Source organism: Haliea salexigens DSM 19537 (assembly GCF_000423125.1).
In the GTDB taxonomy this organism is placed as follows: Bacteria; Pseudomonadota; Gammaproteobacteria; order Pseudomonadales; family Halieaceae; genus Haliea; species Haliea salexigens.
The window spans coordinates 45,380-70,794 of sequence record NZ_AUHJ01000002.1 but is presented as its reverse complement, the minus strand read 5'-3'; the positions used below and the strand labels follow the sequence as shown (position 1 = coordinate 70,794).

The following is a 25,415-nucleotide window of genomic DNA, read 5'->3' as shown; positions in this document are numbered from 1 at the left end:
ATCTAGGATGGCTGGATGAGAAAGAGCAGGCTGAGTTGGTACAAACAATCACGTTTAATTGAGCTGTTTGTTGCGGGGACAACAGCACGAACGGCAGCCCAGTTGGTTGGGGTTAACAAAACGACAGCCAGCTACTATTTTCATCGCCTGCGACAACTCATTTATGAACACAGTGAACATCTGGAATTACTGGAAGGTGAGGTGGAAGCAGACGAGAGTTATTTTGGTGGCAGGCGTAAAGGTAAACGGGGTCGAGGCGCGTTAGGCAAAGTACCCGTATTTGGCCTGTTAAAGCGGCATGGCAAGGTTTACACGGTTGTTATACCCAACGCCAAAGCCGACACATTACTACCGATTATCAGGCAAAAGGTGAAGCCAGATAGCATTGTTTACACTGACACATTCCGTAGCTACAACGCTCTGGATGTCTCAGAGTTTAAGCACTACCGTATTAACCATAGTGAGCTGTTTGCAGATAAGCAGAATCATATAAACGGTATAGAGAATTTCTGGAATCAAGCGAAGCGTCATTTACGCCGATTCAACGGGGTGCCACGGGAGCATTTTCCCTTGTTTTTGAAGGAGTGTGAGTGGCGATTTAATAACAGTGACCCAAAGAGCCAATTAAAGCAGTTAACTCAATGGGTTAGGAACGAAATGGGCTAGTTATCTAGGACAGCCCCAAAGTTTTTCATCGCTCCCGGGGCGGTGGAAATCCTTGCAAAACCTTATAGACGCTGTGATTTGGCTAAACGGTTGCGTGATGTGCTCGACAACCAAAAGACAGATTGATCAGCAACCCGCTGTTGTTGGCACTAGATCCACTACCTACAGGTTTCAGAACAATGAAGACAAAACTACTGTTTGTTGACGATGAAGAAAGTTTGCTGGTTTTCTATCGCAACGTATTCGCCGCAGAAAGTGAGGTCGTTACTGCAACAAGCGCAGCTGAAGCGTTCGACATATTGCGCGAGGACGACAGCTTTTCCGTGGTCACAAGCGACCTCAACATGCCTGAAATCGACGGGTTGGATTTCCTGAAGAAACTGAAGGAACTGTCCCCACACTCAGTGCGGATGATGCTGACCGGATATGCGAGCAAGGACACAGCTATCGCGGCGGTTAACGAGGCGGACGTGTTCAAGCTGCTTACCAAGCCGATTTCTCTTTCCGAGCTCAAGAAAGCCATGAGGGATGCTGAACGCAAGTTCGAAATTGATAGGGCCGAGCGCGTACTCCTCGAGAATACCGTGAATGGCAGCGTCAGTATTCTCGTTGAAGTCCTGGCAATGGCTAACCCAGTCGTGTTTGGCCGAGCTACTGAGCGGCGACGAATTGCAACCAGGATATGTCAGGCTCTTGGAATTACCGACACCTGGGAAGCAGAAACAGCCGCCCTGCTGGGCAATATAGGCATGTTGTCTTTACCCCAGGATGTGATGAGCAGGATAACCCAGGGCGCCGCCCCCCTGGAAAGCGATATGGCGCATATTCACAACCAGGTCGATGTTGGCGCCAACCTCGTCAGGCAAGTCCCGCGGCTGGATTGTGTCGCAGAAGCCATTGCGCTGCAGTACAAGAATTTCGACGGATCCGGCTACCCTGAACACCAACGGATTCATGGCGCAGCAATTCCACTGGGTGCGAGGATTCTCCGGCTGATCAATGAGCAGGAGATGCTCTTCTCCCAGGGACATGAAGGCGCCCAGGTCCTTGAGATGCTCAGAGCAAACACGAGCCATTTTGATGGGAAAGTGCTTGCGGCACTTGAGACAGTCAACGAGGAAGATGAAGAACATCAAACCATCACAAACGTGAGCCTGGACGTGCTGCCTGAGGGCGCTGAGCTAGCGCATGACATCTACAACATCGACGATGTTCTGCTTGTAAGGGCTGGAGTGGTAGTTTCGGACTACTTGCTGCAGCGTTTGCGAAACTTTGCTCATGAAGGCTTGATCCCGGATAACGCCTTTATAAGGCGACAGAGTGCCAGCAGCTAAGCTGCGGAATCAGTTTCTGCATTGCGGCGACCTAAGGCGTTACTCCACTCTCACGTTTGCTGCACGCAGGACAGATGGTGTGCGTCACAGGTGTTGCGTCGGCGACGAAATCGTGAAGAGGCACCCAGCTCTCGGGCGAGGAGGAATCACTCACCCTGACTTCACGACACCAGGCACAAATCGGGACAAGTGACTGCAAAGACTGCATCTCAATTCGGTAGCGGCGCAGTTCGAGCTGAGCAACCACGGCGTCGCGCAGGACTTCCAGAGACCGCCGCTGCACGTCCGTCAATTGGCGCGGTACGCGATCAATAACGCATAACGTTCCAAGCGTAGCCCCGCTCGCCATTTCAAGCGGCGCACCGGCATAGAAGCGAATACCCGGGTCATTAACCACAAGTGGATTGTTGCGGAAGCGCTCGTCCTGAGTTGCATCTTCAACAACAAGAAGGTCACGCCTGTCGAGTGCATGAGCGCAGAATGCATGCTCACGAGGAGTTTCTGTCGCAGAAAGGCCCACGCGGGACTTAAACCACTGGCGAGAGTCATCCACCAAACTGATGAGACTGATGGGCGCCTCACAGATTGTCGACGCTATCTCTGTCAGGCTATCAAAAACTCTCTCGGCAGACGTATCCATAACGCGATACAAAAGCAGTTCCCTGAGACGTTGGCTTTCATCCACGGATTTCATTGACTTGCACCTCCGGACCCTATTCTACAAAATTCGCGTTCGAATCGCGAAGGCCAACTGGTACAAAAAGCACGTTTCTTAGAAGAGTTCTGCATTCAGCCACATATGCGCTGCTATCGCGGCGACATAGCCGACCACGATAACGGGTGTCCAACGCAGGTGCGACACAAGGGTGTAATATCCCCGCGCCTGCCCCATCAGCGCAACACCCGCCGCTGAACCGATCGACAACATGGAGCCACCGACACCTGCCGTGAGCGTAACCAGCAGCCACTGCCCATGAGACATTTCAGGCTCCATGGAAAGAACTGCAAACATCACCGGAATATTGTCTACAACGGCCGAGATAATACCGACCGCAACATTGGCTCCGGTTATGCTCCAACCCGTGTAGAGAACTTGCGACACCTCAGCGAGGTAGCCGATATAGCCAAGGCCACCTACGCTAAGCACTACGCCGTAGAAGAACAGAAGTGTGTCCCATTCGGTCCGGGCCATCGGATTGAACACGTCGAACGGCACGGCCTTGTCGAGCCTCTCCAGCAAACGTGTGTTCTTCTGTGCCTCAGCCCATGCCCGCTCTTTTGCAACACCGCGCTTGAAACTGAGGCGCAGGTAGTAGCCCAGCAACTGAAGGTAGGCGAGGCCCATCATCATGCCGACCACGGCCGGAAGATGCAGGAAGTTGTGCCCCACTACGGCGGTGGTAATCGTGAGAAGAAAAAGCGCCACGGTCCGGCGGGCGCCCCGTTTCATGACGATTGGCTCGATCGCGTCCTGCGGTGGCTCCCGGGGGATGGCAAAGCTCATTATCACGGCCGGTACCAGAAAATTAACGGCGGACGGAATGAACAGCCTGAAGAACTCGGTGAATTCAATCATGCCCTTTTGCCACACCATAAGCGTGGTAATGTCGCCGAATGGCGAAAAGGCGCCGCCTGCATTGGCCGCAATCACGATGTTGATGCAACCCAGGCTGATGAAACGCGGGCTCTTTTCCCCCACCTTCAGCAGCACCGCGCACATCAGCAGGGCGGTTGTGAGGTTGTCAGCCACGGGGGATATAAAGAATGCCAGCACGCCAGTAATCCAGAAAAGACTCAAGTAACTGAACCCTTTGCTGACCAGCCAGCTGCGGAGCGCATCGAATAACTGGCGCTCCTCCATGGCGTTGATATAGGTCATCGCCACCAGCAGAAACAACAACAGCTCTGAGTATTCCAGCAGGTTGTGCTGAAGGGCGGCATTGGCGCTTTCCGTATCGCCTTTCAGCGCCGCAAAGCCTGCCACGAGGAACCAGATAAGGCCTGCGGCCAGCAGCACCGGTTTACACTTGCGCAAGTGCAGCTTCTCTTCGAGCATAACGAAGATATAGGCGACTGTAAAAATAGCCAGGGCCAGGTACCCTACCGGGTGCCGTGTGAACCCTCCGATAGTGGATTCGGCGGCAGTGGCAAGGGCGCTGCATGCCACAAGGATGAGCGCCAACAGACTACCCACCACAGTTCGAACCACACTACTGCAGACAACAGACCGCCGGACGCGCGACTGGGCACGTCGACTGCGCAAATGACACATTTTCATCATGATTCCTGACTCGAATACGGTTTACGGTAGGGCGAGGCCCGAAGTGTGCGCATCTGAACACAGTCAATGCCTGCCTGAATTGACCTATGTCGCCTAAACCGCATTCATTTTCAATCTATTGATGACACTCGCCGCCGCCTGTGCGAAAACAGTAACGATTGGCGAGCGGGCACCTTGGCAGCCTCCCTGTGTTCAGGTTCGGGCCCTCGAAACCGCTCCGCAATCTGGTCACACGCTGTCGATAAACCAGCAAAAAGGCGCGCTGATGACCTCAATACACCCGGTTGGAGAAAGCGAGGTTTCACATGAGTACCACCCACTATCTTGTCGTATATGACCCCACACAAGAACAGCAGCCCGCACTGTCACGAATGATCGACATTGCCGAAAATACCGATACCGAACTGCGGGTGTACTGCTGCATTCACGGGGAACTACCGCGAGGTGAAGGCCAGGACGCCGAGATTGAAAAGCGAATTGCCGGACAAGAGCATGTTTTGACGGCCGCCGTTCAACCACTGCGAGATAAGGGCATACCCGTAGCCATTGAGGTTGAGTGGCAGAAAGACTGGTATCGTGCAGTAGTCAACGCCGCCGAGCGGCACAACGTGGATGGCGTGGTGAAATCCTCCCACCGGCACTCTACCGCACAGCGCCGTCTGAAGAGGACATCGGACTGGACGCTCATACGTGAGTGCAGTTGTCCGGTACTGCTGGTCAAGGGCGATGGGAGCAACAAGGCGGACATCATTCTGGCTGCCCTGGATACGCGCGGTGATCAAGACGCCTATCGCACGCTGAACCAGAAGATACTGGATATGTGCCGGGAGTTTTTCGAACAGACTGACACCGAAGTGCATTATATCAGCGCCTACAAAGACCTCGCGACCCGTCCTGACAGGGGCTCCTTGATACGCGCCTGCGACGTGCCGGCTGAGCGCGTGCACATCGTGATGGATGAGCCGCACGACGCCATTATCAAAACGGCCAGCGAAATCAACGCGGGTATGGTGGTGATGGGCACATCGGCCCGCTCAGGTCTTTCGGCAATGTTGAACAACAATGCCGCCGAAAAGGTGCTTGACGAGCTGGAGTGTGACTTGCTGGTAATGCCATAAACTGCATCCGGCATAGTCAGCGGGCTCGGTGCCAACGGGCTTTCGCCTCGACTCACGCAACTCAGACCTGAGTCGTTGCAATGCTGCTTATACCCGCTGCAACCACTCACTGAGGCTGCGCCCGATATCCTCAATTTCTTCCATGCACACTTCGTGTTGCATGGGATAGCTGCGGTACCTTGGAGCGAAGCCCATGCTTTGCAGGATCTGGCTCGCGGTGTGGCCCATTGTTTCCGGCACCATGGGATCCCGGGTGCCATGGAAAATCTCAATGGGCAGCGCCTTGTTTGCGTCCGAGAGGCTCACCTCTCTGGCGGTGGCGAAGTAGGTAGACAGCGCCAGTAATCCGCCCAGCGGTTGTGCATAGGACAGCGCCGTATGATAGGCGACAGCACCTCCCTGACTGAAACCGGCAAGCACGATCCGCTCACTCGCGATACCTGCATCCAGTTCTCGCTGAATCAATTCCCGAACGGAAGCGGACGATGATTCTATCTGCTCCAGGTCAATCTCGCGCTCTATCGACATGGCGAATATGTCGTACCACGCCGGCATCACCATTCCACCATTGATTGTAATGGGTATCTCAGGGGCATGCGGGAAAACAAAACGTACACCGTGACCGTTCGGTAATCCCAGATGGGGCACCACCGGAACGAAATCGTGACCGCTGGCCCCTAACCCATGCAGCCATATCACCGCCGCATCGGCACTACCATTGGGTTCCATAATTTCACACTTGAGCAAGGCCCGCCCTCCTGTATGCAAATTTCCGCGCAGAATATCACGGCTAACTGGCGCGCCCCAGAACAGGGGGTACTCCATAGCGCTGCACTGACGACGCCGGCGAGGGGCCGCTAAGGCGCCTGGCAATGGCGATTTCTGCCTTCTTGCTTGGCCCTGTACAATGCCTTGTCTGCCCGCCTCATCAGGGCATCCGCTGTGGGTATGCGAATCGACCCGATATCAGGCACCAGCGTTACCCCGCCGGTGCTCACCGTTATGGCTACCCGCAAACCTTCCAGGCGACTGACCAGCTGTGCCAGTCGCCTTGCCACGGCGCAACACCCGCTGGCATCGGTATGTGGTAATAGCAGCACAAACTCTTCCCCGCCCAGTCGAGCGACGGTGTCGTTCGTCCGCGAAACGTCACTGAGAGCGGCGGCGAGTGCGCGCAGGGCCTGATCGCCTTCCGGGTGGCCATGGGTATCGTTATAGCGTTTGAAGTGGTCCACATCGACGATCAACAGCGATAGCGGATCCCCGGTTCGCTTGCTGCGGGACAACTCTTCATGCAATCGCTCCTCCAGCGCGCGTCGATTGTTGAGTTGGGTCAGAGGGTCCGTTGTGGATAGCTGCTCCAGACGGTCATTCAGCGCTTCCAGCTGTTTCTGTCGTTGCTGTAACTCGGCCTCGGCACGCTTCTGGGCGCTGATGTCCTGAATCTGGGAAACAAAATACTCCGGCTTGCCGTTTTCGTCGCGGACCATGGAAACACTCAACAGAGCACAGATTTCCTGCCGGTTCTTGTGAAAGTATCGCTTTTCCATACGATAGGTGTCGCGTTCCCCCGACAGCATTTCACGCAGCAATCCCAGATCTTTGTCGAGATCATCCGGGTGGGTGAGTGTCTGGAAGTCATTGGTAAGCAGTTCGGTTTCGCTGTACCCCAGAAGTTCAATAGCCGCATTGTTGACACGCAGCCAGCGGCCTTCCAGGCTTACCAGGGCCATGCCGATCGCAGCATGCTCGAACGCACTCTCGAACAGCTCTGTATTCTCACGCAGTTGGCATATGGCAGTCTGTCGCTCACGGTCCAGCTGGTCCTGTTCGATGATCTGGCCGATCCGACCGGCCATCAATTCAACGAGTTCGACGTCAGTTTCGTCAAAGGGGAATTTGCGCGCTTGGGGCGAGGAGAAATTCAAGGTTCCGTAGATCTCTCCGTTAACCCGGATAGGGGTCGCAAGATACGCCTCCAGTTGCATCTCCCTGTAGGCCGGATGCCCGCACAGTGCGGCGTCCAGTCCGGCGTGGGACACTGCCACAGTCATATCCCTGTCGACGACCACAGAGCAATAGGTATCGCCCAGCGCCATGGCATCGCCGGAAGCGAGATTCATGGTTTCGGGTTCGACGGCGAGGATGACGTACTGCCCGTCACTGATGCGACTAACGATACCGGTAGGCATGTCAAAAAAACGTGTACCTGTTCTCAGGTAGTCAGAGTAGAGCTTCGCATAGGAATCATAATGACCCAGATTAAGTCGGTGAAGCTCCCTGAACCGGCTTGTCAGGTCATCGATCTTGCTGGTCTGGGTATCTGTCATGGAGGGGCGCTATTCTTGTCTCGTGGGGAGGATTCTAAAGGGGCGAAAGTTACACAAGAGCCAGACCCTGCACAAGCGCATCCCACAGCCGTGCTCACGGGAACGGCCCGTCTGCTGTGTCGTCCCGACCTGCGGGTCGGCTCATGTACGCGGTGCCGCCCCTGTGACGCTTGCACCGGGTTTACCACGCCGATCTGGACTTCGACGTGACCACCGGATCTCGCTTCCATCCGTTGGAAATCCTTCTGTCTATGCTCATCAAATTCCGCGCCATCTTGGGACTTGATGCGCCCGCAGCTGGAGTCGTTATCTTCGAAGTGAGCTCAATGCCCTGGCGATGTTCTACTCGACGCCACCTAGTTTGGTCACCGTATGGCCGTAGGCGGCGAGCTCGCAGCGGCGGCGCACTCAGTGACTGTTTGTCGACCCAGAGCAGTGATTACGCTCGGGATTCAATCAGAACGCATGCAAAGGAGAGCTACCATGCCGCTAGTACAAGTACAGGTCATAAAGGATGTTTTCAACGAAGGGCACAAGCGCGAGATCATCGAGAAAATTACCGACGTGATGGTGAGCATTGAGGGTAAGGCACTACGCAGCGTCACCTGGGTCAATATAGTGGAAATCGATAGTGGTAGCTGGGGCATTGGTGGAGAGGCACTCACCACGGAAGCAGTGCGAACGATGCAGGGTGCCGGCTAACCAGATTATCAACCAAGCTCCCGGCAATCTGGCCCTTAAAAGTCGAAAACCCTTTCACGCCCCTTCCGGTGTGCGATCGCGAGCTGGATCGCAAAGCGTGACTGGTTTGCAGGCGAACTCGTCGCGCTAAAACGGCCGGTTGGTCAGCAGCAAAAAAACTTACATACACGTATTTTAAGATTGTGCATCACCACGCCACCTATTTGACAAGCGTTATTGTTTCCCTGATTTCGTGCGCGGCCGGTGCCTGAGATTTTCCTCTTGGAGCGCTATAAACAGCTTCGAATTTATACATGCAATCTTTACTACGCGGGTCGCCAATAATGACATCAATCGAAAGTGCGCTACTATATTTACATCCGACCCTCATACCTTCAGGTTGCGTGTTTTTGCAATATTCGTTAATACGCGCTTTGATAGTATCTTTATATGTCCAACCTTCCCAGCTTCTGCTTTCGTCATAGGCTTGTAAAGAGGCAGGCGCTTCTGTGTAGTATCTATAAGAAAATGTTCTTGGATTACCGGCCTTGTCAAATGTCAGTTTGGCGGCCTTATCGCCAACCTTATGCAGAAAACCTTGGTCATTTGTAGCATAAGTCAGCATTTGCCTTTTTTGGGCGGCACAAGGCATCTTCGATCTTTGCTTACAGGTAATGTCGTGAAGCCCTAATTGCTGCAGCGTATTCGTAATCTCCCCAATGCTTTGGTCCAGTGAAATGCCTTCAATCTTTTTATAACACTGCGGATTGACGGCAAATGCACTCAACGAAAATGTTGTGATAGAAAAAATAGCTAATGCAATTGCTGCAAATTTTGGGGGGAATAATGTTGACACGTCAAACTCCTCTTCTAGATTTTTGTCTTTGACTCCGTTAATAGTTGATGCACACGGTAATACCATGCTCAGTAGTTTTTCCCAATCACTCGAAAAACTGACGAATTAACGCCGGTTGCCTCTCTTCCCAGGTTGATATATTCATATCTGCTAATTATGAATACCCGGAGAGCGATATGGCAACGACAAGTCTTAGCCTTGGCGAGCACTGGGAAGTTTACATCAAGAATGAGATTGCCAGTAGGGCGTTACGGCTCCGCCAGTGAAGTTGTCCGGGATGCCCTGCGCGCAATGGAAGAGCGCAAAAGCAAACTTGACGCATTACGAAGTCATTTGGCCCAGGGCGCTGACCAGGCCAGAGCCAGAGCCAGTGAGTTCATAGATAATTTCACAATGGACACACTGATCAACGGTCTGGATAACGAAGCCTGATGCCCGGATTAAGAGTCACCCCGAGGGCTCAGGATGACTTGAGAAACATCAACCGATATATAGAGCGGCAATAGGGTAAACGCCAACGTAATACTTACCTGAAAGCACTCGAAAAACGCTTTGGCTGTTTAGCCGAGAGCCCGCAACTGGGCAAACACCGCACCGATGTGGCTGAAGGCTATTACAGCTTTCCACAGGGCGAGCATGTTGTCTTCTATCTGATTGGAGGTGAAGGCATTGATATTATCGGTATCCCGCACAAGGAGATGGATATCATCACTTATTTTCTAGCTGGTCGAATAATCAGATACAAGGTGAAATGCCTGCTGTTGCCAGCCAGTGCCAGACATTCCCTGGCAGTGCCGGTTCCTCCCACTCTATTATCAACGAACACTTTTTATCTCTTGTATTCAATGACTTACTTTCCTGATAGACGGCGACACTATGACAAATACCATGCTCAGATATTTCTCTAAACTATTACCCCTGGATCACCTACCAACCCTCTGGCACCGAGGGATTCGAACCCTGAGCCATGCTATTTTACGCCTCGCCATGCCTCCTAATGCCTTGTAAATCAGAGAGCTAAAAAATGAGCGCGGCATTAGGGGGCATCAAAAGGCGTGAGGGTGGTCCCATGGTGGTCCCAAAATCCAGGCTGCTACGTCATGGTGATATCTGACACAGCCATTCTCGAGCAACGATCACTGGAATAGCGACATGCTATTGAGTGCCAAATTTTTTCCGACCTGCTGGCCACTACCGATAAGCCTTATCCAATTCGACGGCAAGTGCCGCCAACCGCTTATCCCGCGTCCAAATTTTTGCTGGAACGCCCAGAAACGTTGACGAAAGCAGGTGCGCATCTATATACCCTACTCCGCGCCCCATCAATTGGTGTTGTTCAATAAAAAATAATACTTCCTCATCTGTCGCCGTCGCCACCTTCGGAAGATCCGCCAGCAACGCTAGAACTTCCGCTCGATTACTCAAATTACCACAGGCCAACTCACCGATAACGAATGGGTGGGCTAGTACTTGAGTATTCTCCAGCAAGTGCGCCAGCATTTTATCGCCAGACCGCAGATGGTCAATCCAGACCGATGTATCGACTAAAATCATGTACGTCTACGGGGCACAGACTTTAGTTCCGGATCAGTAGCGCCTAGCTTCGCTAGTCGACGCGAACTTTCACGCTCGATAAGAGCCTTGAGACCTTCGCGTACCAGGGCCGCTTTTTCAACTACCCCGGTAATCCGCTGTGCCTCGGACATTAACTGGTCGTCGATAGTAACTGTGGTTCTCATCATTTCTTCTCCGATGCTAGACACACATCATCGAATTCTACACCATTTGATGCTATTTTTGATGCCTGTGCATGGCGAAATACAAATTCAACAATAGTATCAGAAGGTTAGCTTTTGCCGCTTTCACCGATCACTATTCCGCTCAGACGACATGAGAGACGTCATTTACCTACGTGTTCAAATGCTCATCACTCTGGCTAAGCTGCTGCGGCCACGCGGCAGCCGAACAGTCATTGCTGAAAACCTGATTCTAAAACAACATCTGATCATCCACAGACGGTCCAGACAAAGAGTACCCAATCTATCAACACAGGATCGTGCCCTTCTCGGCTTTTGCTCGCTGTTTTTGAATCCCCGCCGCAACCCTCGATACGGCTGTCCCCGAATCGCCCAGCCAATCAGCTTGGTCTTTGGTTCGGAGCTTGATAAAGACACGGTACGGGGTGTTCTGGCAGCTCACTGCTAGCCTGACACCGACAACCAAGGCCCTTCCTGGCTAACTACCATCGGCCACGCCAAGGACAGCCTGTGGAGCCGCGACGCCGGACCGGTGTCATACCAGTACGCGCTTGGTCGATGACCATTACGGCAAGTGGATCTCCGCAGATGCGACCGGGTTGGCGCAATTTGTGTCGGAGCGATTGGGAATTACTGAGCGTGTGGTCCGAAAATGGTCCCATGGCGGCAGAAAAAAGAAATTAATTCAATAAAATCAGAGGGGTATGGCGGAGAGCGAGGGATTCGAACCCTGAGCCATGCTATTTTACGCCTCGTCATGGACAGCAGTTCGCTAGGCCGTCGCTGTCTTCGCCGCAGCCTTGCGCCTGGCTTTTGACTTGCCGCCTTTTACAGCAACCAGGCCTTCAGCAGTCACCTGCTTGGTCGGTGTCCATTGCTCCAATTCAGCCTGACATCTTGCCAGTGTGTGATTGGTTTGCATCGCCATCCAACTCTCCGCCGAGCGCCCCAGCACCTTGCTCACCTTCACCGCCAGGGCCGGCGACAAGTCGATCTTTTCATGAACCAGACGGCTCAAGGCGGACTCTGACACTTCCAGCGCATCCGCCAATTCGGTGGCCGTGAGGCCCAGCTCATCTATATAGTTACGCTTGATGAAACCGCCTGGGTGTACTGTAATTTTAGCCATCAGTGATAATCCTCATAATCCACGACAAACGCATCGCCGTTCTCAAACTCGAAAGTCATTCGCCAGTTGCCGCTGACCTAGATAGCGTGCCGACCTTTATCCTTCCCCTTTAAAGGGTGCAGGCGCCACCCCGGTAGATCCATATCCGCAATGTCCTTAGCGGAGTCCAAGGCGGCCATCTGGTCGCGTCACTTGTCCGCATGGTCAGAATTAATGCCCCGGGTATCGTTGCCACCGCTGTTGAAGAATTTGTTCAGCCCTTTGTGCCTGATGCTCTTGATCAATTCCCAGTTTTCCTTCTGAGTTCGCGGTTAATGTATAGAAATATTGCGTATTGCGTATTGCGTATTGCGCAAGATGCAAGATGCAAGATGCAAAAATGTACTCCATTGCTCAGAATAGATGTTCCCGGCCAGCACTGATTGCTTCATGGTACGAGACTTCGGCACCACAGATGTTGGAGTCAAGTCAGTATGGCGTCGCCAGGCAACGAGAGCCTGCCCTTGTTTATGGGCATGCATTTGGCCACACCACTCACGAGCGCCATCTACCTGCGCCTGTATTGAGCGATTCAACCGGAGGGATACCTCCAGCCCGGCTGCTACAGGCTGCATAACCCTCTACTCAAACGGACGGTTAAAAGTGGGGGAATTACAGGGGTACGCGATGGGAATGGGCTGGCTGGTCACTAAATATTTAACGACAGCATTTGTCGTTGTTCTGGTTTCAGAAATCGCGAGACGCAGTGATAAGCTGGGCGCACTAGTCGCCGCCTTGCCCCTGGTCACCATTCTTGCGCTGATCTGGCTTCAGGTCGAAACCGGCTCAACTGAGAAAGTCTCCAACCACGCCTGGTACACATTCTGGTATGTGGTTCCTACGCTCCCTATGTTTCTGGTCTTTCCGTCGTTACTATCGCGCTTCGGATTCTGGGGCGCTTTAGTGGCCAGCGCACTAACTACAGCTATTTGTTTCTGGCTTTTTGCACAGGTAGTCAAACAGTTTGGAATTGATTTGAGTATCTAGTCAGCCGGAGAATGTTGGAATGTCAACTTCTGAACGCCAAGTGCGGCTTCTTGGCAACGGGCGCAACGAGGCACTACGCATCCCTCCTGTGCGCTGTCCACTGAACACCGTCCCACCAGCGCAACCTGCCCGACTGTTCGGGGTCGGGATACCAGCCCTCGGGAGGAGCGGTGGGTGGTGGCGCATTGTGCCGCATGGCGGCGTCGGGCGGAGCGGCTGAGACACTGGCCGCATCATTGGCCTTCGCCGCGGCTCCAGCCGGAGCCGACGCGGCATTTGTCGCAACCGAAGCCGTTTCAAGCAGGCTCGCCCCGCCTTGGCCGGTGCCTTTTTGGCCGGCTGCGGTCTGCTCGATATCCACTGCCCCTGCGCGCGCACGCTGCGCCAGAGAGATCAGGTCGGAGAAAAATCCGCTGCTGGCCCCCGCCTCACGCCGGTCGCGCCGGCCGCCGATGAATAGCCAGACACCGAAGACGATCAGCGCCACACTCACCAGCAGACTGAACAGTGACAACAGTACCACCATGCCCCCTGCGCCAACGAATATCAGGTGAAACTTGCCGTCGATTCCGTCGGTACGATAGGCATTGGCAGGATTGCTTGCGGAATAGAGGATGTCCACCGATTTGCCGATGGTGGGGCGGCCGCTGGAGCGTACCGACGAGGTGAACTGGTATTCCTGCCCATCCACGGTATAGCGGTAGCGAGGCGCATACATCGTCTCGCCGTCGCTGTTTCGGCCCTCTTCCACCTCGACAATGGTGCCTTGCGTTTCCACCCCATCGGTCAATTCATCCGGTGCCGTCAGGTTGCCGGCGCCCATGAACATGAGCCCGAAGACAACGCCGAAAATGCCGCCGAACAGCCCGCCCTTTTTGCCATTGCGGCCATCGGTCACGCCGCGGATGGTGCCGAACAGCCCCTCGGCGACCAGGACTGCGCCGGCGGTCATCTTTGCCGCTCCCCGAGCCGCAGGATCGCCGGACCAGTTGGTGGACACTGTGTTCATGAAGTGCTTGATACGCTGAAGCATGGCCCCCCCTTGCGCCAGTTACCAATGGATATAGAGTGCCAAGTAAATGACGGTCAGGCAATCACGCTGCCAGAAATAGCGCCAGACCCCTATCGAGGGGCAGCAGGCAGCGAATCCGGACCTGATTCTCAGTGTCCATTGGTGTTTTCACCGCACGCCGTGCTCTGGTCGGGGGCAGGACGCTAGTGCACCTTGCCCAGCCATGCCGTCAGCTGGTCCGTGACCCGTGGATCGCGCAGCATTGCCAGGTGACTGAGGTCATAGAGAATCTGCGTGTGGTCGGGTTCCAGGGCAAGATCGTACTGTGGGTTGCCGTGCCTCCCCGTTGCGCTCGAGGGATGTACGAGGCCGTCGCCCAGCAATCGGCCAGCTCGCTCCCCGGATTTTTTTGACAGGGTTGCGGCGATGGCAAAGTGCTCGATGTTCCGCGGCAGCGGCGTGGGGACCCGGTAGTCGGCGTTGTCGCTGTGTGCGTCGTGATGTTGCCAGTCGTCGTCGCGCAGGTTGCCGTGACGCAGATCGGTAATGCCGTCGCTACGAATTCTGCCAAGTAGCGCAAATGGCGCGGTATAGGGGCTGTAGGTGAGTATTTTCTGCAGCCAGAAACCACCCCGTTCCATCACCGCGCCATGGTGCGGTGTGCCGATGTACACGGCCTTGTCGACCCGTTCCAGCCAGCCCTGTGCTTCCTCTTGCGCCACGTGCATGGCACTGCGCGCCACCAGCCCGCCCATGCTGAAACCCACGAAGGTAATGGACTGCACCGGTCCGGGCCAGCTGGCCACCAATGCGGCGAGCGCCGCGGACAGCTCCCGCCCGTTCCAAGAAATATGTTTCCCCGAGTTGTAGGTGACATAGACCGGGGTGAAGCCCTGCTGGCGGGCCAGGGTCTCAATGTGGTTGTGATTCTGCCAGGTCCACTCCCGGTCGTTCATGCTCAGGCCGTGGACGGCGATCAGCAGCCGACCGCCCGGTTTTCCGCTGCAGTCGCCCTGCCCGGGCAGGCCGACCCGCAACCGCATTGGAATGGCCAGCGGATTGCCGGTTCGCGCCAGGTGATCGCCGCAGACACCATTCAGCGCGGCGATGATCGCCTCGCGGTTGGGACCCGGCGGTGCCAGGCTGTCCAGCTGCGACGAAAACCGTCGCAAGGCGATATCGAGGCCGCTGCGGGAGACCCCGTTGACCTTGCGGATGGCGCGATGCACAAAACCGGCAATCCCCGGCGCGGAGCCCTCCGGGGCCTCGCCCAGGGGCCATGCCCCAGCGGCGATGTTGCGGTACATGCCCTCGACGATATGGGTAACGCCGTCGACGGCATCAAATACCAGATGGGCGCCGCCGCGCAGGGTCTTGCCTGTTTCCATGACTGCTCCCCCGGGGTGCCATCGTCTCAGCATAGCGCATTTGCCGGGGGCGGTGTTGGCGAGAAAAGACTCGGTTCCCAAATCACTCAATAACCGAATTGAAAGCGAGCAGGTCACGGTTCTTGTGTTGGATGTTGACCCACTTGGAGGTATCTACAAATGAGCATACAAATCATTGAGAGCAATGGCGTGCCTGAGTATGCAGAGGCACCAATTGCCGACTACCGGGCATTAATCGAAAAGGCTGAAATGCTGGATGATGCTACAGGGCTGTCACAGCCGTACATCGCGTAGATTGAGACCGGCCAAGCGTGAAGATCGCGTAGATGCATATAGAGCTAATGCCAATGTGCTGAAAGTCAGCATAGATGACTTGGTATAAAAGGCAAGAAAACCAAAAGCTATTACAGCGTCAATTGCTGCCTCGCAACGCGCAACCGATGGCGAGCTGATCTGGCAAACAGGTGAACTCTCTACCCGCAGATGCCAACCAGTGCCAGACATTGCCTTTACGTGCCGGTCACTCCCACTCAATCGTCGCCGGCGGCTTGCTGCTCACATCGTAGGTCACCCGCGAAACCCCGGATATCTCATTGATAATCCGGTTGGACACGGTCTCCAGCAACTCATAGGGCAAATGCGCCCAGCGCGCTGTCATGAAATCCACGGTTTCCACTGCACGCAGGGCAATCACCCATTCATAGCGGCGACCATCCCCCACCACGCCCACGGATTTCACCGGCAGGAACACGGCAAAGGCCTGGCTGGTTTTGTGGTACCAGTCCGCGCGGTGCAGCTCTTCAATAAAAATGGCATCGGCGCGGCGCAGCAGCTCGGCGTATTCCTTTTTCACTTCGCCCAGAATCCGCACGCCGAGGCCGGGGCCCGGGAAGGGGTGACGGTAGACCATGTCGTAAGGCAGGCCTAGTTCCAAGCCAATGCGTCGCACTTCATCCTTGAACAACTCACGCAGGGGCTCCACCAGCTCCATCGCCATGTCGTCCGGAAGGCCACCTACGTTGTGGTGTGACTTGATCACATGAGCCTTACCGGTTTTCGCACCGGCAGATTCAATCACGTCTGGGTAGATAGTGCCCTGGGCCAGCCAGTTCACATCCTTGAGCTTGGTAGCCTCATCGTCGAACACCTCGATAAAGGTGTTACCGATGATCTTGCGCTTGGCCTCCGGATCCGCCTCGCCGGCAAGCTTGCCGAGGAACAGGTCCTCCGCATTCACGCGGATGACTTTCACGCCCATGTTGCGCGCAAACATCTCCATAACCTGGTCGCCTTCGTTCAGGCGCAGGAGACCATTGTCGACAAACACACAGGTTAACTGGTCGCCGATGGCGCGGTGCAACAGCGCCGCCACGACCGAGGAATCCACACCACCCGACAGGCCCAGCAGTACCTTGCCACTGCCCACGGTATCCCGCACGCGCGCGATCGCATCATCGACAATATTGGCCGGCGTCCACAGCGCTGCGCAACCACACAGCTCCAGCACGAAGTGCTCGAATATGCGCTTGCCCTGCAGGGTATGGGTCACTTCCGGGTGAAATTGGATGCCGTAGAACGGCTTGCTGCGGTGTGCCATGCCGGCAATCGGGCAACTGTCGGTGGCCGCCACCAGTTCGAAGTCCGGTGGTAACTCAATGACCTTGTCGCCGTGGCTCATCCACACATCCAGCAGGCTGTTACCGGCGCTGTCGAAGTGATCCCGGATGTCGTGAAACAGGCCTGCCTGGGTCACCAGGCGAATCTGTGCGTAGCCAAACTCACTGGTCGGCGAGGCGCTCACCTGCCCGCCAAACTGCTCGGCCATGGTCTGCATGCCGTAGCAGATGCCCAACACCGGCACACCCAGCTCGAACACGCATGCCGGCGCCCGCGGCGAGCCCGGGGAGGGCACCGATTCCGGGCCGCCGGACAGGATGACGCCGCTGGGCGCAAACTCGCGGATCTCGCTTTCGCTCATGTCGAAGGCGCGGATTTCGCTGTATACACCCACCTCCCGCACGCGACGCGCAATCAGCTGGGTGTACTGGGACCCGAAATCCAGGATGAGGATCCGGCTGGCGTGAATATCTGCTGTCATTGCGGTTGGGCCCTAGCGCACCGGGTAATTCGGCGCTTCCTTGGTGATCGAGACGTCGTGCACGTGGCTTTCCGACATGCCTGCGGCAGTCACCCGCACAAACTCGGGGCGGGTGCGCATGTCGTCGATGGTGGGGCTGCCGGTGTAGCCCATGGCGGAACGCACACCGCCCATCAACTGGTGAATAATCGCGGACACCGGGCCCTTGTAGGGTACGCGGCCCTCGATACCTTCCGGCACGAGCTTCTCCGCACCTTTGCCGGCATCCTGGAAGTAGCGGTCGGAGGACCCCTGGGTGCGCGACATGGCGCCCAGTGAGCCCATGCCGCGGTACGCCTTGTACGTACGCCCCTGGTAAAGCTCCACCTCACCCGGCGCCTCTTCCGTGCCGGCGAACATGCTGCCCATCATCACCGCGTGGGCACCGGCCACCAGCGCTTTGGCGATGTCGCCAGAGAACCGGATACCGCCATCGGCAATCACAGGCACATCGTGCTCCGCCAGTGCCGCAACCACATTGGAAATGGCGCTGATTTGCGGCACCCCGGTGCCGGTCACAATGCGCGTGGTGCAAATGGAGCCCGGGCCGATGCCCACCTTCACCCCGTCGGCACCTGCCTGCGCGAGTGCCAGCGCGGCGGCGGCAGTGGCGATATTGCCACCAATCACCTGCACCGACGGGTAATCGGCCTTGATCTGGCGCACGCGCTCGATCACGTTGTGCGAATGGCCGTGCGCGGTGTCCACCACCAACACATCAACCCCCGCCCGCATCAACGCCGCAACGCGATCGCCGGTATCGGGGCTGGTACCCACGGAGGCGCCGACCCGCAATTGCCCGTAGGAGTCCTTGCAGGCCATGGGGAAGCTCTCGGCCTTGTCGAAATCCTTGACCGTGATCATGCCACGCAGGTCAAAGTGCTCGTTGACCACGAGAATCTTCTCGATACGGTGGTGGTGCAGCAGGCGCTGGACCTGTTCGGAGCTGGCCCCCTCGCGAACCGTGACCAGTTTGTCCTTGGGCGTCATCAGCTCGGACACCGATTTGGTGGGGTCGGACTCGAAGCGGGTATCTCGGCGCGTCACGATACCCACAAGGTCCTTGCCATTGAGCACGGGTACCCCGGAGAAGCCGTGCGCGTTGGTCAGCTCCCGCAGCTCCGCCAGCGAGGCGTTCTGCTGGATGGTGATAGGATCCTTGACCACGCCGCTCTCGAACTTCTTCACGCGGCGCACCTGCTCGGCCTGCTCCGCAATAGTCATACTCTTGTGGATAATGCCGATGCCGCCTTCCTGCGCCAGGGCAATGGCCAGGCGCGCTTCGGTCACTGTGTCCATGGCCGCCGACACCAGCGGTATATTCAGCTCGATGCCGCGGGTGAGCCGGGTACGCAACGACACATCACTGGGGATGACATCGGAGTACCCGGGCAGCAGCAATACGTCATCGAAAGTGAGGGCTTCCTGGGCGATACGCAACATGGGAATCTCCGGCTGGCGGGTAGCAGCTAAACATGCAATTATAAATCTTCTGGCCACTACAGGTAAACCAAAGTCCGTGCTGCAACACCCTACTTCCGGCAATCCGCCCACGCTGACCGTTGGCCAGCTGAACCGGGAAGCGCGGCGCCTGCTGGAAAGCCACTTTGACTACGTGTGGGTTGAAGGCGAAATCAGCAATTTCGCCGCCCCCTCCTCAGGCCACTGGTATTTCTCCCTCAAGGACAGCGGCGCCCAGGTGCGCTGCGCCATGTTCCGCAATCGCAACCAGCACATGCGGGTAAAACCCGCCAATGGTATGGCCATCCGGCTGCGCTGCAGGGTTTCGCTGTATGAGGGTCGCGGCGAATTCCAGCTGATTGTGGAGCACCTGGAGCACGCGGGAGCAGGCGCGCTGCAGGCGGCATTCGAGCGCCTGCGCGATAAGCTGCAGGCCGAAGGATTGTTTGCGGCAGAACGCAAGCGTGCCCTGCCCGAAGAGGTACGCACGCTGGGCGTGATTACCTCGGCCACCGGCGCCGCCATTCACGACGTGCTCACCGTGCTGCGACGGCGCTGCCCCGGTATGCGGGTTCTGCTGCTGCCGGTGGCGGTGCAGGGAGAGGCCGCGGCCGGTGAGATTGCCGCCGCCCTGGCGCGCGCCAATCGCTGGCAGGCGGCGGGCGAGGCGCACTTCGACGCCCTGCTGGTGACCCGCGGCGGCGGTTCGCTGGAGGATCTGTGGGCATTCAATGAAGAAGTGGTTGCGCGGGCCATTGCCGCCAGCGCGCTGCCCGTGGTGAGCGCAGTGGGCCACGAAGTCGATATCAGCATCGCCGATATGGTGGCGGACCAGCGCGCCCCCACACCCTCTGCCGCGGCGGAGCTGTTGAGCCCCGACCAGCGCGAGCGCGCCGCGCTGCTGGATCGACTGGAACAAGCCATGGCCGGGCGCATGCGCCTGCGCCTGGAGCGGGCCGAGCGCGACCTGCATCACCTGCGGCAGCGCCTGCGCCACCCGGGCCAGCTGCTGCGTGAACAAGCGCAACGGCTGGACGAGGTGGAACAGCGCCTGCTGCGGGCCCAACGCGGGCATTTGCGCGAGCAACACGGGCGGCTGGCCGTGCTGGAGCACCGCATCCGGGCGCGCTCACCCGAAGCGCGCCTGCACACATTGAATAATCAGGTGACGCAGCTGGAGCAGCGGCTGCAGCGCGGGGTGCACCAGCAGCTGCGCGGCGCGGCGTCACGCCTCGGCCACCTCTCCCAATTGCTGGATTCAGTCAGCCCGCTGGCCACCCTGAGCCGTGGCTACAGTATTCTGCGTGACGAACACGGCGCTGTTGTGCGCGATGCAACCAAGGTGCAGGAGGGCTCTCAACTGGACGCCCGGCTGGCGCGGGGCGAGTTGCGGCTGCAGGTACTCGCGAAGCGGTAACGCCAGCGAGTTCAGTACTTGGCGGGAAGCCGGGTGTTGATGATGATGTGGCGGCCTTCGAAACGAATGTATTCGCCGATGGTGAGGTCCTTCAGAATGCGCGCCACCATCTCCCGTGAAGCCCCCACCCGATCCGCAATATCCTGCTGGGTGAGTTTTTCCGGAATGAACAGGGTGCCATCGCCGCGCTCTTCGGACAGGTCCATCAGCACATTGGCGACGCGGCCATACACATCCTGCAGGGCCAGGCTCTTGACGTCGGCGGTGAGTTTGCGCACACGCTGGGCCAGGTTGCTGATGAGCTTGCGCGCAATACTCGGGTGCTCATCAAGCACGCGGTTGAAGTCTTCTTTGAAGATGATGCAGAAGGAGCACTTCTCTACTGTGCGCACAGACGCCGACCGCAGTGAGTCATCAAGCAGCGCCAGTTCACCAAAATAATCGCCGGCGCCCTGGGTGTTCATGATGAACTCTTTGCCATTCTTGTCGCTGCAGTAGACCTTGACCTTGCCGCTTTCGATCACGAACAGCGAATCCGCCGGATCATTTTCGTGGATCACGACAGTATTCTTCGGAAATGACCGGCTGGTACTGCTGCTGGCCAGTGCGTCCAGTTCCTCTCGCGAGAGCCCCTGAAATATTTCTACTTGCTGCAACATGCTTGTTATTCCTGCCTCATGCAAAGCCTGTCCCTGAAGCCATGACCACATACTACCTCAAGTGTCACGGCAAACACACCTGTCAGGGCAATTACTACACGGTACCGACACACCCCGCCCTTCTTATATAACGAATGAAAGTCTGATTTCCACACTAATCCGCGCATCGCTATACTGCAGGCCACTATGCGACCTGGAACCCGCGCCACGTGAGCAACAACAGCACAGACTCGCCCGACCTCTGGAGCCACCTTGTGCGCGGCGCTGTTACCGACCTGCGCGCGCTCGCCAGCGCCAGTGGTGAGGACATGCCGCCCTCCGCGCTGGAGGATCTGCAGCGTATTTTCAGCCTGGCCATCACGTTGGAAGAACAGCTGGCAGCGCCAAGCACCCACCACGACCTGATGAACACCATCTCTGCCATGCGCGGCTATGCGGAAATGCTGCAGGAGGATATCGGTGCGCAACAGCCGGCGCTGAACGACAGCCTCACGCGGCTCCTGAAAGCGACCGAGAACGCCAGCGTGGGCGCAGCCAGCGGAATTGCGGCGCAACGCGCACCGGCCATGGCGGCAGAACCCGGCTTCATACTTGCCGTGGACGACCTGGCGGAAAACCGCGAGCTGGTGGCCCGCTACCTGTCCCGCTCCGGCCATCTGGTGGTGACCGCCGCCAGCGGTGCCGAGGCGCTGCGCGCGCTGGCGGAATCGGATGTCGACGTCGTACTCCTCGACCTGATGATGCCCGACATGGACGGCCGCGAAGTGTTGCGGCGCATCAAAGCCAACCCCGACTGGCGCGCCACACCGGTTATCGTCATATCGGGCAGCCAAGACATGGACGGCATCATTGCCTGCATCGAGGCCGGCGCCGACGACTACCTGTTCAAGCCCTTCAACCCGGTACTGCTGCAGGCGCGGATCAAGGCGGGCATTGAGCGCAAACGCTGGCACGACCGTGAGGAGCAGTACCGGCAGCAGCTTGAACGCAATGAGAAATTCATCCGCGCCACCTTCGGGCGCTACCTGTCCGATGAGATCGTCACCGACATTCTGGAGCGCCCGGAGGGCCTGGAGCTGGGCGGCGACCTGCGCGAAGTGACCATCATGATGTCGGATATTCGCGGTTTTACCAGCCTCAGTGAGCACCTCGGCCCGGCAGAAGTGGTCGCCATGCTGAATCGCTACCTCGGCGCCATGACGGACATCATCATGGCGCACAACGGCACCATCGATGAGTTCATCGGCGATGCCATTCTGGCGGTATTCGGCGCCCCCCAACGGCGCGATGACGACGCCGACCGCGCGGTCCGCTGTGCCCTGGCCATGCAGGCCGCCATGCAGGGCATCAACGCCGACAACGCTGCCGCCGGCCTGCCCGCTCTCGCCACCGGCATCGCCCTCAATACCGGCGCGGTGATCGCCGGCAACATCGGCTCCGAGCGGCGCAGCAAATACGGCTTTGTCGGCCACCCCATGAATGTCACCTCGCGCATTGAAGACCATTGCCGGGGCGGCGAAATACTCATATCAGACAGCACCGCGGTCAAGCTTAGCGGCCGCTACACGCTGAGCGACCGCCGCGAGCTGGAGGCCCGCGGCCTGGACCAGACTGTGTTGGTGCACCGCATCGAGGAATACCGTGATGGCTGAACAGGCGCCGATCCTGCTGGTTGAAGACAATGAAATCAACTGTGAGATGCTGAGCCGGCGGCTGACCCGCGCCGGGCTCAGCGTGATCACCGCCGCCGATGGCGTGCAGGCCCTGCAGCTTATGGCCAGCGCACAACCCGCGCTGGTGCTGATGGATATGAACCTGCCGGTGATGGACGGCTGGAGTGCCTGCCGCGCGGCACGCCAGAACCCGGCGCTCAAGGATATCCCCATCATCGCCCTGACCGCGCACGCCATGGAGACCGACCGACAAAGCGCCCTGGCCGCGGGCTGCGATGACTACGCGACCAAGCCGATCGACTTCCCCGACCTGCTGAGCAAAATCCGCCGGTTGTTGCCCGCATGAGTCTGCGTCGCCGCCTCACGCTTTCCCTCTGCACCATCCTCGTGCTGTTCTCGATCAACGTGGGAACACATTTCTGGGGGAGTTATGCGCGGCAGGAGAGCATGCTCGCCTACCGCAGTTCGGTCACCGCGGCACAGCTGTCGACAGATGCGGCACAGTTGCTGGAAAACCAGCGCCAGCAGATTCTGGTGCTGGAAACCCTGCGCGAAACCACCGGCGACATGCTGGACAGCGAAGAACTGGTGGATGCGGAAACGGATATCGCCACCATCGACAGCAAACTCAGCGAACTCGGCGCACTGACCAGCGAAGTCACACGGCCCCAGTATGAGCGCCTGCAACAGGCCAGCCGCTACCTGCTGGACAGCTGGCTGGCCTTCTATCGCAACTTCAACAACCCCGATTTCGATAGCGATATCGACGACCCGCTACCCTTCGTGGAAACGCTTGAGCACCTGCGCCAGCTGGAGCAGCGCCAGGCGTTTATCGCCGCACAGCGCTCTACCATTATCGATCGCACCATTGCCCTCACCGACCGCATTACGGTAATCGGTTTTATCGCCACCATTTTTCTCACCGCGTTACTCGGCTTCTTCCTGCTGCGCTACACCAAGCGCTCCCTGAAGCGGCTCAAGCGCGGCACCCAGCGCCTCGGCATGGGAGACCTGGACTACCGCATCGATGACTTCGACGACCGCGGCGAACTGGGCGACCTGGCGAAGGCCTTCAACGACATGTCAGACAAGTTGCGCCGGGCCATCGAGGATGTACGTCAGGCCAAGGACGACGCCGACGATGCCAACGCGGCCAAGAGCCGCTTCCTCGCCAATGTCAGCCATGAGTTGCGCACACCACTCAACGCTATTATTGGCTACAGCGAAATGTTGCAGGATGAGCTGGGGGACCCCGGCGAGGTGGACCGCGAGCAGTTCCACAGCGACCTGGAGAAAATCGTACGCTCAGGGCGCCAGCTACTGGCCCTGATCAACGACATTCTCGACCTGTCGAAAATCGAAACCGGGAAGATGACCCTGCATCTGGAGACCTTCGCGACAGGCGATATCCTGCAGCAGGTGTGCGATGCCATGACCCCGCTGCTACGCGACCGCCACAATCGCTTGTATGTGCCGGACTGGACCACCCTGCCACCACTGCATAACGACGCCACCCGCTTCCGGCAAATCTTCCTCAACCTGCTGAGCAACGCCTGCAAGTTCACCCGCAATGGGGACGTGCACCTCACGGCGGCGCCCTCCCACCGCGATGGGCAGGACTGGTGGCAGTTTACGGTGCGCGATACCGGCATCGGCATGGACGCCGCGCAGCAGGCGCGTATATTCGATGCCTTCGTGCAGGCCGAAAATGCTATCAGTGCCAATTATGGCGGCACGGGGCTGGGGCTGGCGATTTGCCGGGAGTACTGCGAGCTGATGGGCGGGCATATCAGCGTGGAAAGCACGCCCGGTGTGGGCTCTGCGTTTACGGTTGAACTGCCCGCGAAGGCCCCAGCGTCAGCTCACGCAAACGCTTGATAGCCTCCTCGCGTTTCTGCAGATCTTCACGCAGCGTAGCGTTGCTGCTTTCCAGATCGGAGATGTGCCGGTTGAGCAGCGCGAAAGCGGCCAGTGAGTCGCGCATGAGCAGCGCGGTAGGGTGCACCTGCATTTCCGCGGTGAGCTGCGCCACCAGCCTGCGGAAGGTCGCCTCAGCCGCGTCATGGTCGTAGAACGGGCTATCAGGCAGCATACCCAGATAGGCAATGGCGATATCCGCCTCCCACTGCGCGGCGGGCTCCACCTCCAGCCGCTTGTAGCGCTGGAAATGCTGCAGCGCGGCAACGGCGTCCCCTTCACTCAAGGCACGATAGCCCCGCTCAAGAAAAGTGTAATCGCGGCTGGCGGGCGTGGCACAGGCACACTCGGACTGGGAGGGCAGGTTCAGGGTGAGCTCCGGGGCGGGGGCCGCCGCCACGCCGGTCTCAGCCACTGGCGCCTGCTGCGGCGGATCGGCCGCTTCCGGCACGGTGGCGCAGGCCGCTAAGCCAAGCATTACACTCGCCAACAACAGCGACGCCGGCAGATTACTCACGGGAATACCCTCGCACTGAGCCTCAGGGCATCAGTGTAACACCGCGGCATGAACAC

Annotated in this window: 26 protein-coding genes; 12 read left to right on the top strand and 14 right to left on the bottom strand. The window is 57.7% G+C overall.

Annotated elements, in window-relative coordinates:
* The first annotated feature begins 15 nt into the window (after positions 1-15).
* Together G533_RS0103070 and G533_RS0103065 are read left to right on the top strand one after the other, a co-directional pair.
* Entirely contained in the window at positions 16-666 is a 651-nt protein-coding gene (locus G533_RS0103070) for an IS1595 family transposase (RefSeq protein ID WP_027948702.1), read from the top strand.
* A gap of 179 nt (positions 667-845) precedes the next feature.
* Positions 846-2,000, top strand: coding sequence for an HD domain-containing phosphohydrolase (locus G533_RS0103065; RefSeq protein ID WP_027948701.1), 1,155 nt, complete (start codon positions 846-848; stop codon positions 1,998-2,000).
* 31 nt (positions 2,001-2,031) lie between these two features.
* Here the strand turns inward: G533_RS0103065 and G533_RS20270 are convergent, their stop codons facing one another.
* Both G533_RS20270 and nhaD read right to left on the bottom strand, forming a co-directional pair.
* Positions 2,032-2,694, bottom strand: a complete 663-nt coding sequence (locus G533_RS20270; RefSeq protein WP_035526238.1) for a GAF domain-containing protein — start codon at positions 2,692-2,694, stop codon at positions 2,032-2,034.
* A gap of 78 nt (positions 2,695-2,772) precedes the next feature.
* Entirely contained in the window at positions 2,773-4,182 is a 1,410-nt protein-coding gene (gene nhaD / locus G533_RS0103055; RefSeq protein WP_240472356.1) for a sodium:proton antiporter NhaD, read from the bottom strand.
* A 404-nt stretch (positions 4,183-4,586) separates the two neighbouring features.
* Between nhaD and G533_RS0103050 the strand changes: the two genes are divergently transcribed.
* Complete coding sequence (locus tag G533_RS0103050) at positions 4,587-5,399, top strand: universal stress protein (protein ID WP_027948699.1); 813 nt, start codon at positions 4,587-4,589, stop codon at positions 5,397-5,399.
* A gap of 87 nt (positions 5,400-5,486) precedes the next feature.
* On the opposite strand, the gene G533_RS0103045 is transcribed toward G533_RS0103050, so the two are convergent.
* A complete protein-coding gene (locus tag G533_RS0103045; RefSeq protein ID WP_240472355.1) occupies positions 5,487-6,146 on the bottom strand; it encodes an alpha/beta hydrolase in 660 nt (219 codons plus the stop codon).
* Between the two features lie 110 nt (positions 6,147-6,256).
* Entirely contained in the window at positions 6,257-7,729 is a 1,473-nt protein-coding gene (locus G533_RS23275) for a sensor domain-containing diguanylate cyclase (protein WP_051229914.1), read from the bottom strand.
* A 483-nt stretch (positions 7,730-8,212) separates the two neighbouring features.
* Here G533_RS23275 and G533_RS0103035 point away from each other — a divergent pair, with 483 nt between their 5' ends.
* Entirely contained in the window at positions 8,213-8,431 is a 219-nt protein-coding gene (locus G533_RS0103035) for a tautomerase family protein (protein ID WP_027948696.1), read from the top strand.
* A 199-nt stretch (positions 8,432-8,630) separates the two neighbouring features.
* Here G533_RS0103035 and G533_RS24415 read toward each other — a convergent pair whose 3' ends face one another.
* Entirely contained in the window at positions 8,631-9,266 is a 636-nt protein-coding gene (locus G533_RS24415) for a hypothetical protein (protein ID WP_144079773.1), read from the bottom strand.
* Positions 9,267-9,422: 156 nt separating this feature from the next.
* Here G533_RS24415 and G533_RS25270 point away from each other — a divergent pair, with 156 nt between their 5' ends.
* Positions 9,423-9,698: a type II toxin-antitoxin system ParD family antitoxin gene (locus tag G533_RS25270; protein ID WP_338035392.1), complete on the top strand. Its 276-nt coding sequence runs from the start codon at positions 9,423-9,425 to the stop codon at positions 9,696-9,698.
* A 98-nt stretch (positions 9,699-9,796) separates the two neighbouring features.
* Complete coding sequence (locus tag G533_RS25310) at positions 9,797-10,174, top strand: type II toxin-antitoxin system RelE/ParE family toxin (protein ID WP_205622538.1); 378 nt, start codon at positions 9,797-9,799, stop codon at positions 10,172-10,174.
* 283 nt (positions 10,175-10,457) lie between these two features.
* Here the strand turns inward: G533_RS25310 and G533_RS0103020 are convergent, their stop codons facing one another.
* The 3 genes from G533_RS0103020 to G533_RS23270 form a co-directional block, all read right to left on the bottom strand.
* Positions 10,458-10,820, bottom strand: coding sequence for a type II toxin-antitoxin system VapC family toxin (locus G533_RS0103020; protein ID WP_027948695.1), 363 nt, complete (start codon positions 10,818-10,820; stop codon positions 10,458-10,460).
* A complete protein-coding gene (locus G533_RS20255; protein WP_035526329.1) occupies positions 10,817-11,005 on the bottom strand; it encodes a type II toxin-antitoxin system VapB family antitoxin in 189 nt (62 codons plus the stop codon). The genes G533_RS0103020 and G533_RS20255 overlap by 4 nt, the downstream gene beginning before the upstream one ends.
* 790 nt (positions 11,006-11,795) lie before the next feature.
* Entirely contained in the window at positions 11,796-12,152 is a 357-nt protein-coding gene (locus tag G533_RS23270; RefSeq protein ID WP_051229913.1) for a HigA family addiction module antitoxin, read from the bottom strand.
* A gap of 666 nt (positions 12,153-12,818) precedes the next feature.
* Here G533_RS23270 and G533_RS0103000 point away from each other — a divergent pair.
* Positions 12,819-13,178 (top strand): DUF3147 family protein, encoded by a 360-nt coding sequence (locus G533_RS0103000; protein WP_240472353.1) that lies wholly within the window; start codon positions 12,819-12,821, stop codon positions 13,176-13,178.
* 73 nt (positions 13,179-13,251) lie between these two features.
* Here the strand turns inward: G533_RS0103000 and G533_RS24410 are convergent, their stop codons facing one another.
* Both G533_RS24410 and G533_RS0102990 read right to left on the bottom strand, forming a co-directional pair.
* The gene (locus G533_RS24410) at positions 13,252-14,211 is read right to left on the bottom strand and encodes a DUF3592 domain-containing protein (RefSeq protein WP_027948693.1); all 960 of its coding nucleotides are present in this window, start codon (positions 14,209-14,211) and stop codon (positions 13,252-13,254) included.
* 182 nt (positions 14,212-14,393) lie between these two features.
* Positions 14,394-15,578, bottom strand: a complete 1,185-nt coding sequence (locus G533_RS0102990) for a lipase family alpha/beta hydrolase (protein WP_035526235.1) — start codon at positions 15,576-15,578, stop codon at positions 14,394-14,396.
* Positions 15,579-15,737: 159 nt separating this feature from the next.
* On the opposite strand from G533_RS0102990, the gene G533_RS25205 reads away from it, so the two are divergent.
* Positions 15,738-15,872, top strand: coding sequence for a hypothetical protein (locus G533_RS25205; RefSeq protein ID WP_276202558.1), 135 nt, complete (start codon positions 15,738-15,740; stop codon positions 15,870-15,872).
* A 226-nt stretch (positions 15,873-16,098) separates the two neighbouring features.
* Here G533_RS25205 and guaA read toward each other — a convergent pair whose 3' ends face one another.
* Together guaA and guaB are read right to left on the bottom strand one after the other, a co-directional pair.
* Positions 16,099-17,676 carry a glutamine-hydrolyzing GMP synthase gene (gene guaA / locus G533_RS0102980; protein ID WP_027948691.1) on the bottom strand — a complete coding sequence of 526 codons (1,578 nt, stop codon included), beginning with the start codon at positions 17,674-17,676 and terminating at the stop codon, positions 16,099-16,101.
* Positions 17,677-17,688: 12 nt separating this feature from the next.
* Positions 17,689-19,158: an IMP dehydrogenase gene (gene guaB / locus G533_RS0102975; RefSeq protein WP_027948690.1), complete on the bottom strand. Its 1,470-nt coding sequence runs from the start codon at positions 19,156-19,158 to the stop codon at positions 17,689-17,691.
* Between the two features lie 76 nt (positions 19,159-19,234).
* Here guaB and xseA point away from each other — a divergent pair, with 76 nt between their 5' ends.
* Complete coding sequence (gene xseA / locus G533_RS0102970; protein WP_027948689.1) at positions 19,235-20,593, top strand: exodeoxyribonuclease VII large subunit; 1,359 nt, start codon at positions 19,235-19,237, stop codon at positions 20,591-20,593.
* Positions 20,594-20,604: 11 nt separating this feature from the next.
* Here the strand turns inward: xseA and G533_RS0102965 are convergent, their stop codons facing one another.
* The gene (locus G533_RS0102965; RefSeq protein WP_027948688.1) at positions 20,605-21,252 is read right to left on the bottom strand and encodes a Crp/Fnr family transcriptional regulator; all 648 of its coding nucleotides are present in this window, start codon (positions 21,250-21,252) and stop codon (positions 20,605-20,607) included.
* 209 nt (positions 21,253-21,461) lie between these two features.
* On the opposite strand from G533_RS0102965, the gene G533_RS0102960 reads away from it, so the two are divergent.
* From G533_RS0102960 to G533_RS0102950, 3 genes are read left to right on the top strand one after another with little or no spacing between them, the layout of a single operon-like run.
* Complete coding sequence (locus G533_RS0102960; RefSeq protein ID WP_027948687.1) at positions 21,462-22,904, top strand: adenylate/guanylate cyclase domain-containing protein; 1,443 nt, start codon at positions 21,462-21,464, stop codon at positions 22,902-22,904.
* Positions 22,897-23,271 carry a response regulator gene (locus G533_RS0102955; protein ID WP_027948686.1) on the top strand — a complete coding sequence of 125 codons (375 nt, stop codon included), beginning with the start codon at positions 22,897-22,899 and terminating at the stop codon, positions 23,269-23,271. The genes G533_RS0102960 and G533_RS0102955 overlap by 8 nt, the downstream gene beginning before the upstream one ends.
* The gene (locus G533_RS0102950) at positions 23,268-24,803 is read left to right on the top strand and encodes a sensor histidine kinase (protein WP_027948685.1); all 1,536 of its coding nucleotides are present in this window, start codon (positions 23,268-23,270) and stop codon (positions 24,801-24,803) included. The genes G533_RS0102955 and G533_RS0102950 overlap by 4 nt, the downstream gene beginning before the upstream one ends.
* On the opposite strand, the gene G533_RS0102945 is transcribed toward G533_RS0102950, so the two are convergent.
* Complete coding sequence (locus G533_RS0102945; protein WP_240472352.1) at positions 24,751-25,359, bottom strand: hypothetical protein; 609 nt, start codon at positions 25,357-25,359, stop codon at positions 24,751-24,753. The two genes, G533_RS0102950 and G533_RS0102945, sit on opposite strands and share 53 nt — an antisense overlap.
* Positions 25,360-25,415 lie beyond the last annotated feature (56 nt).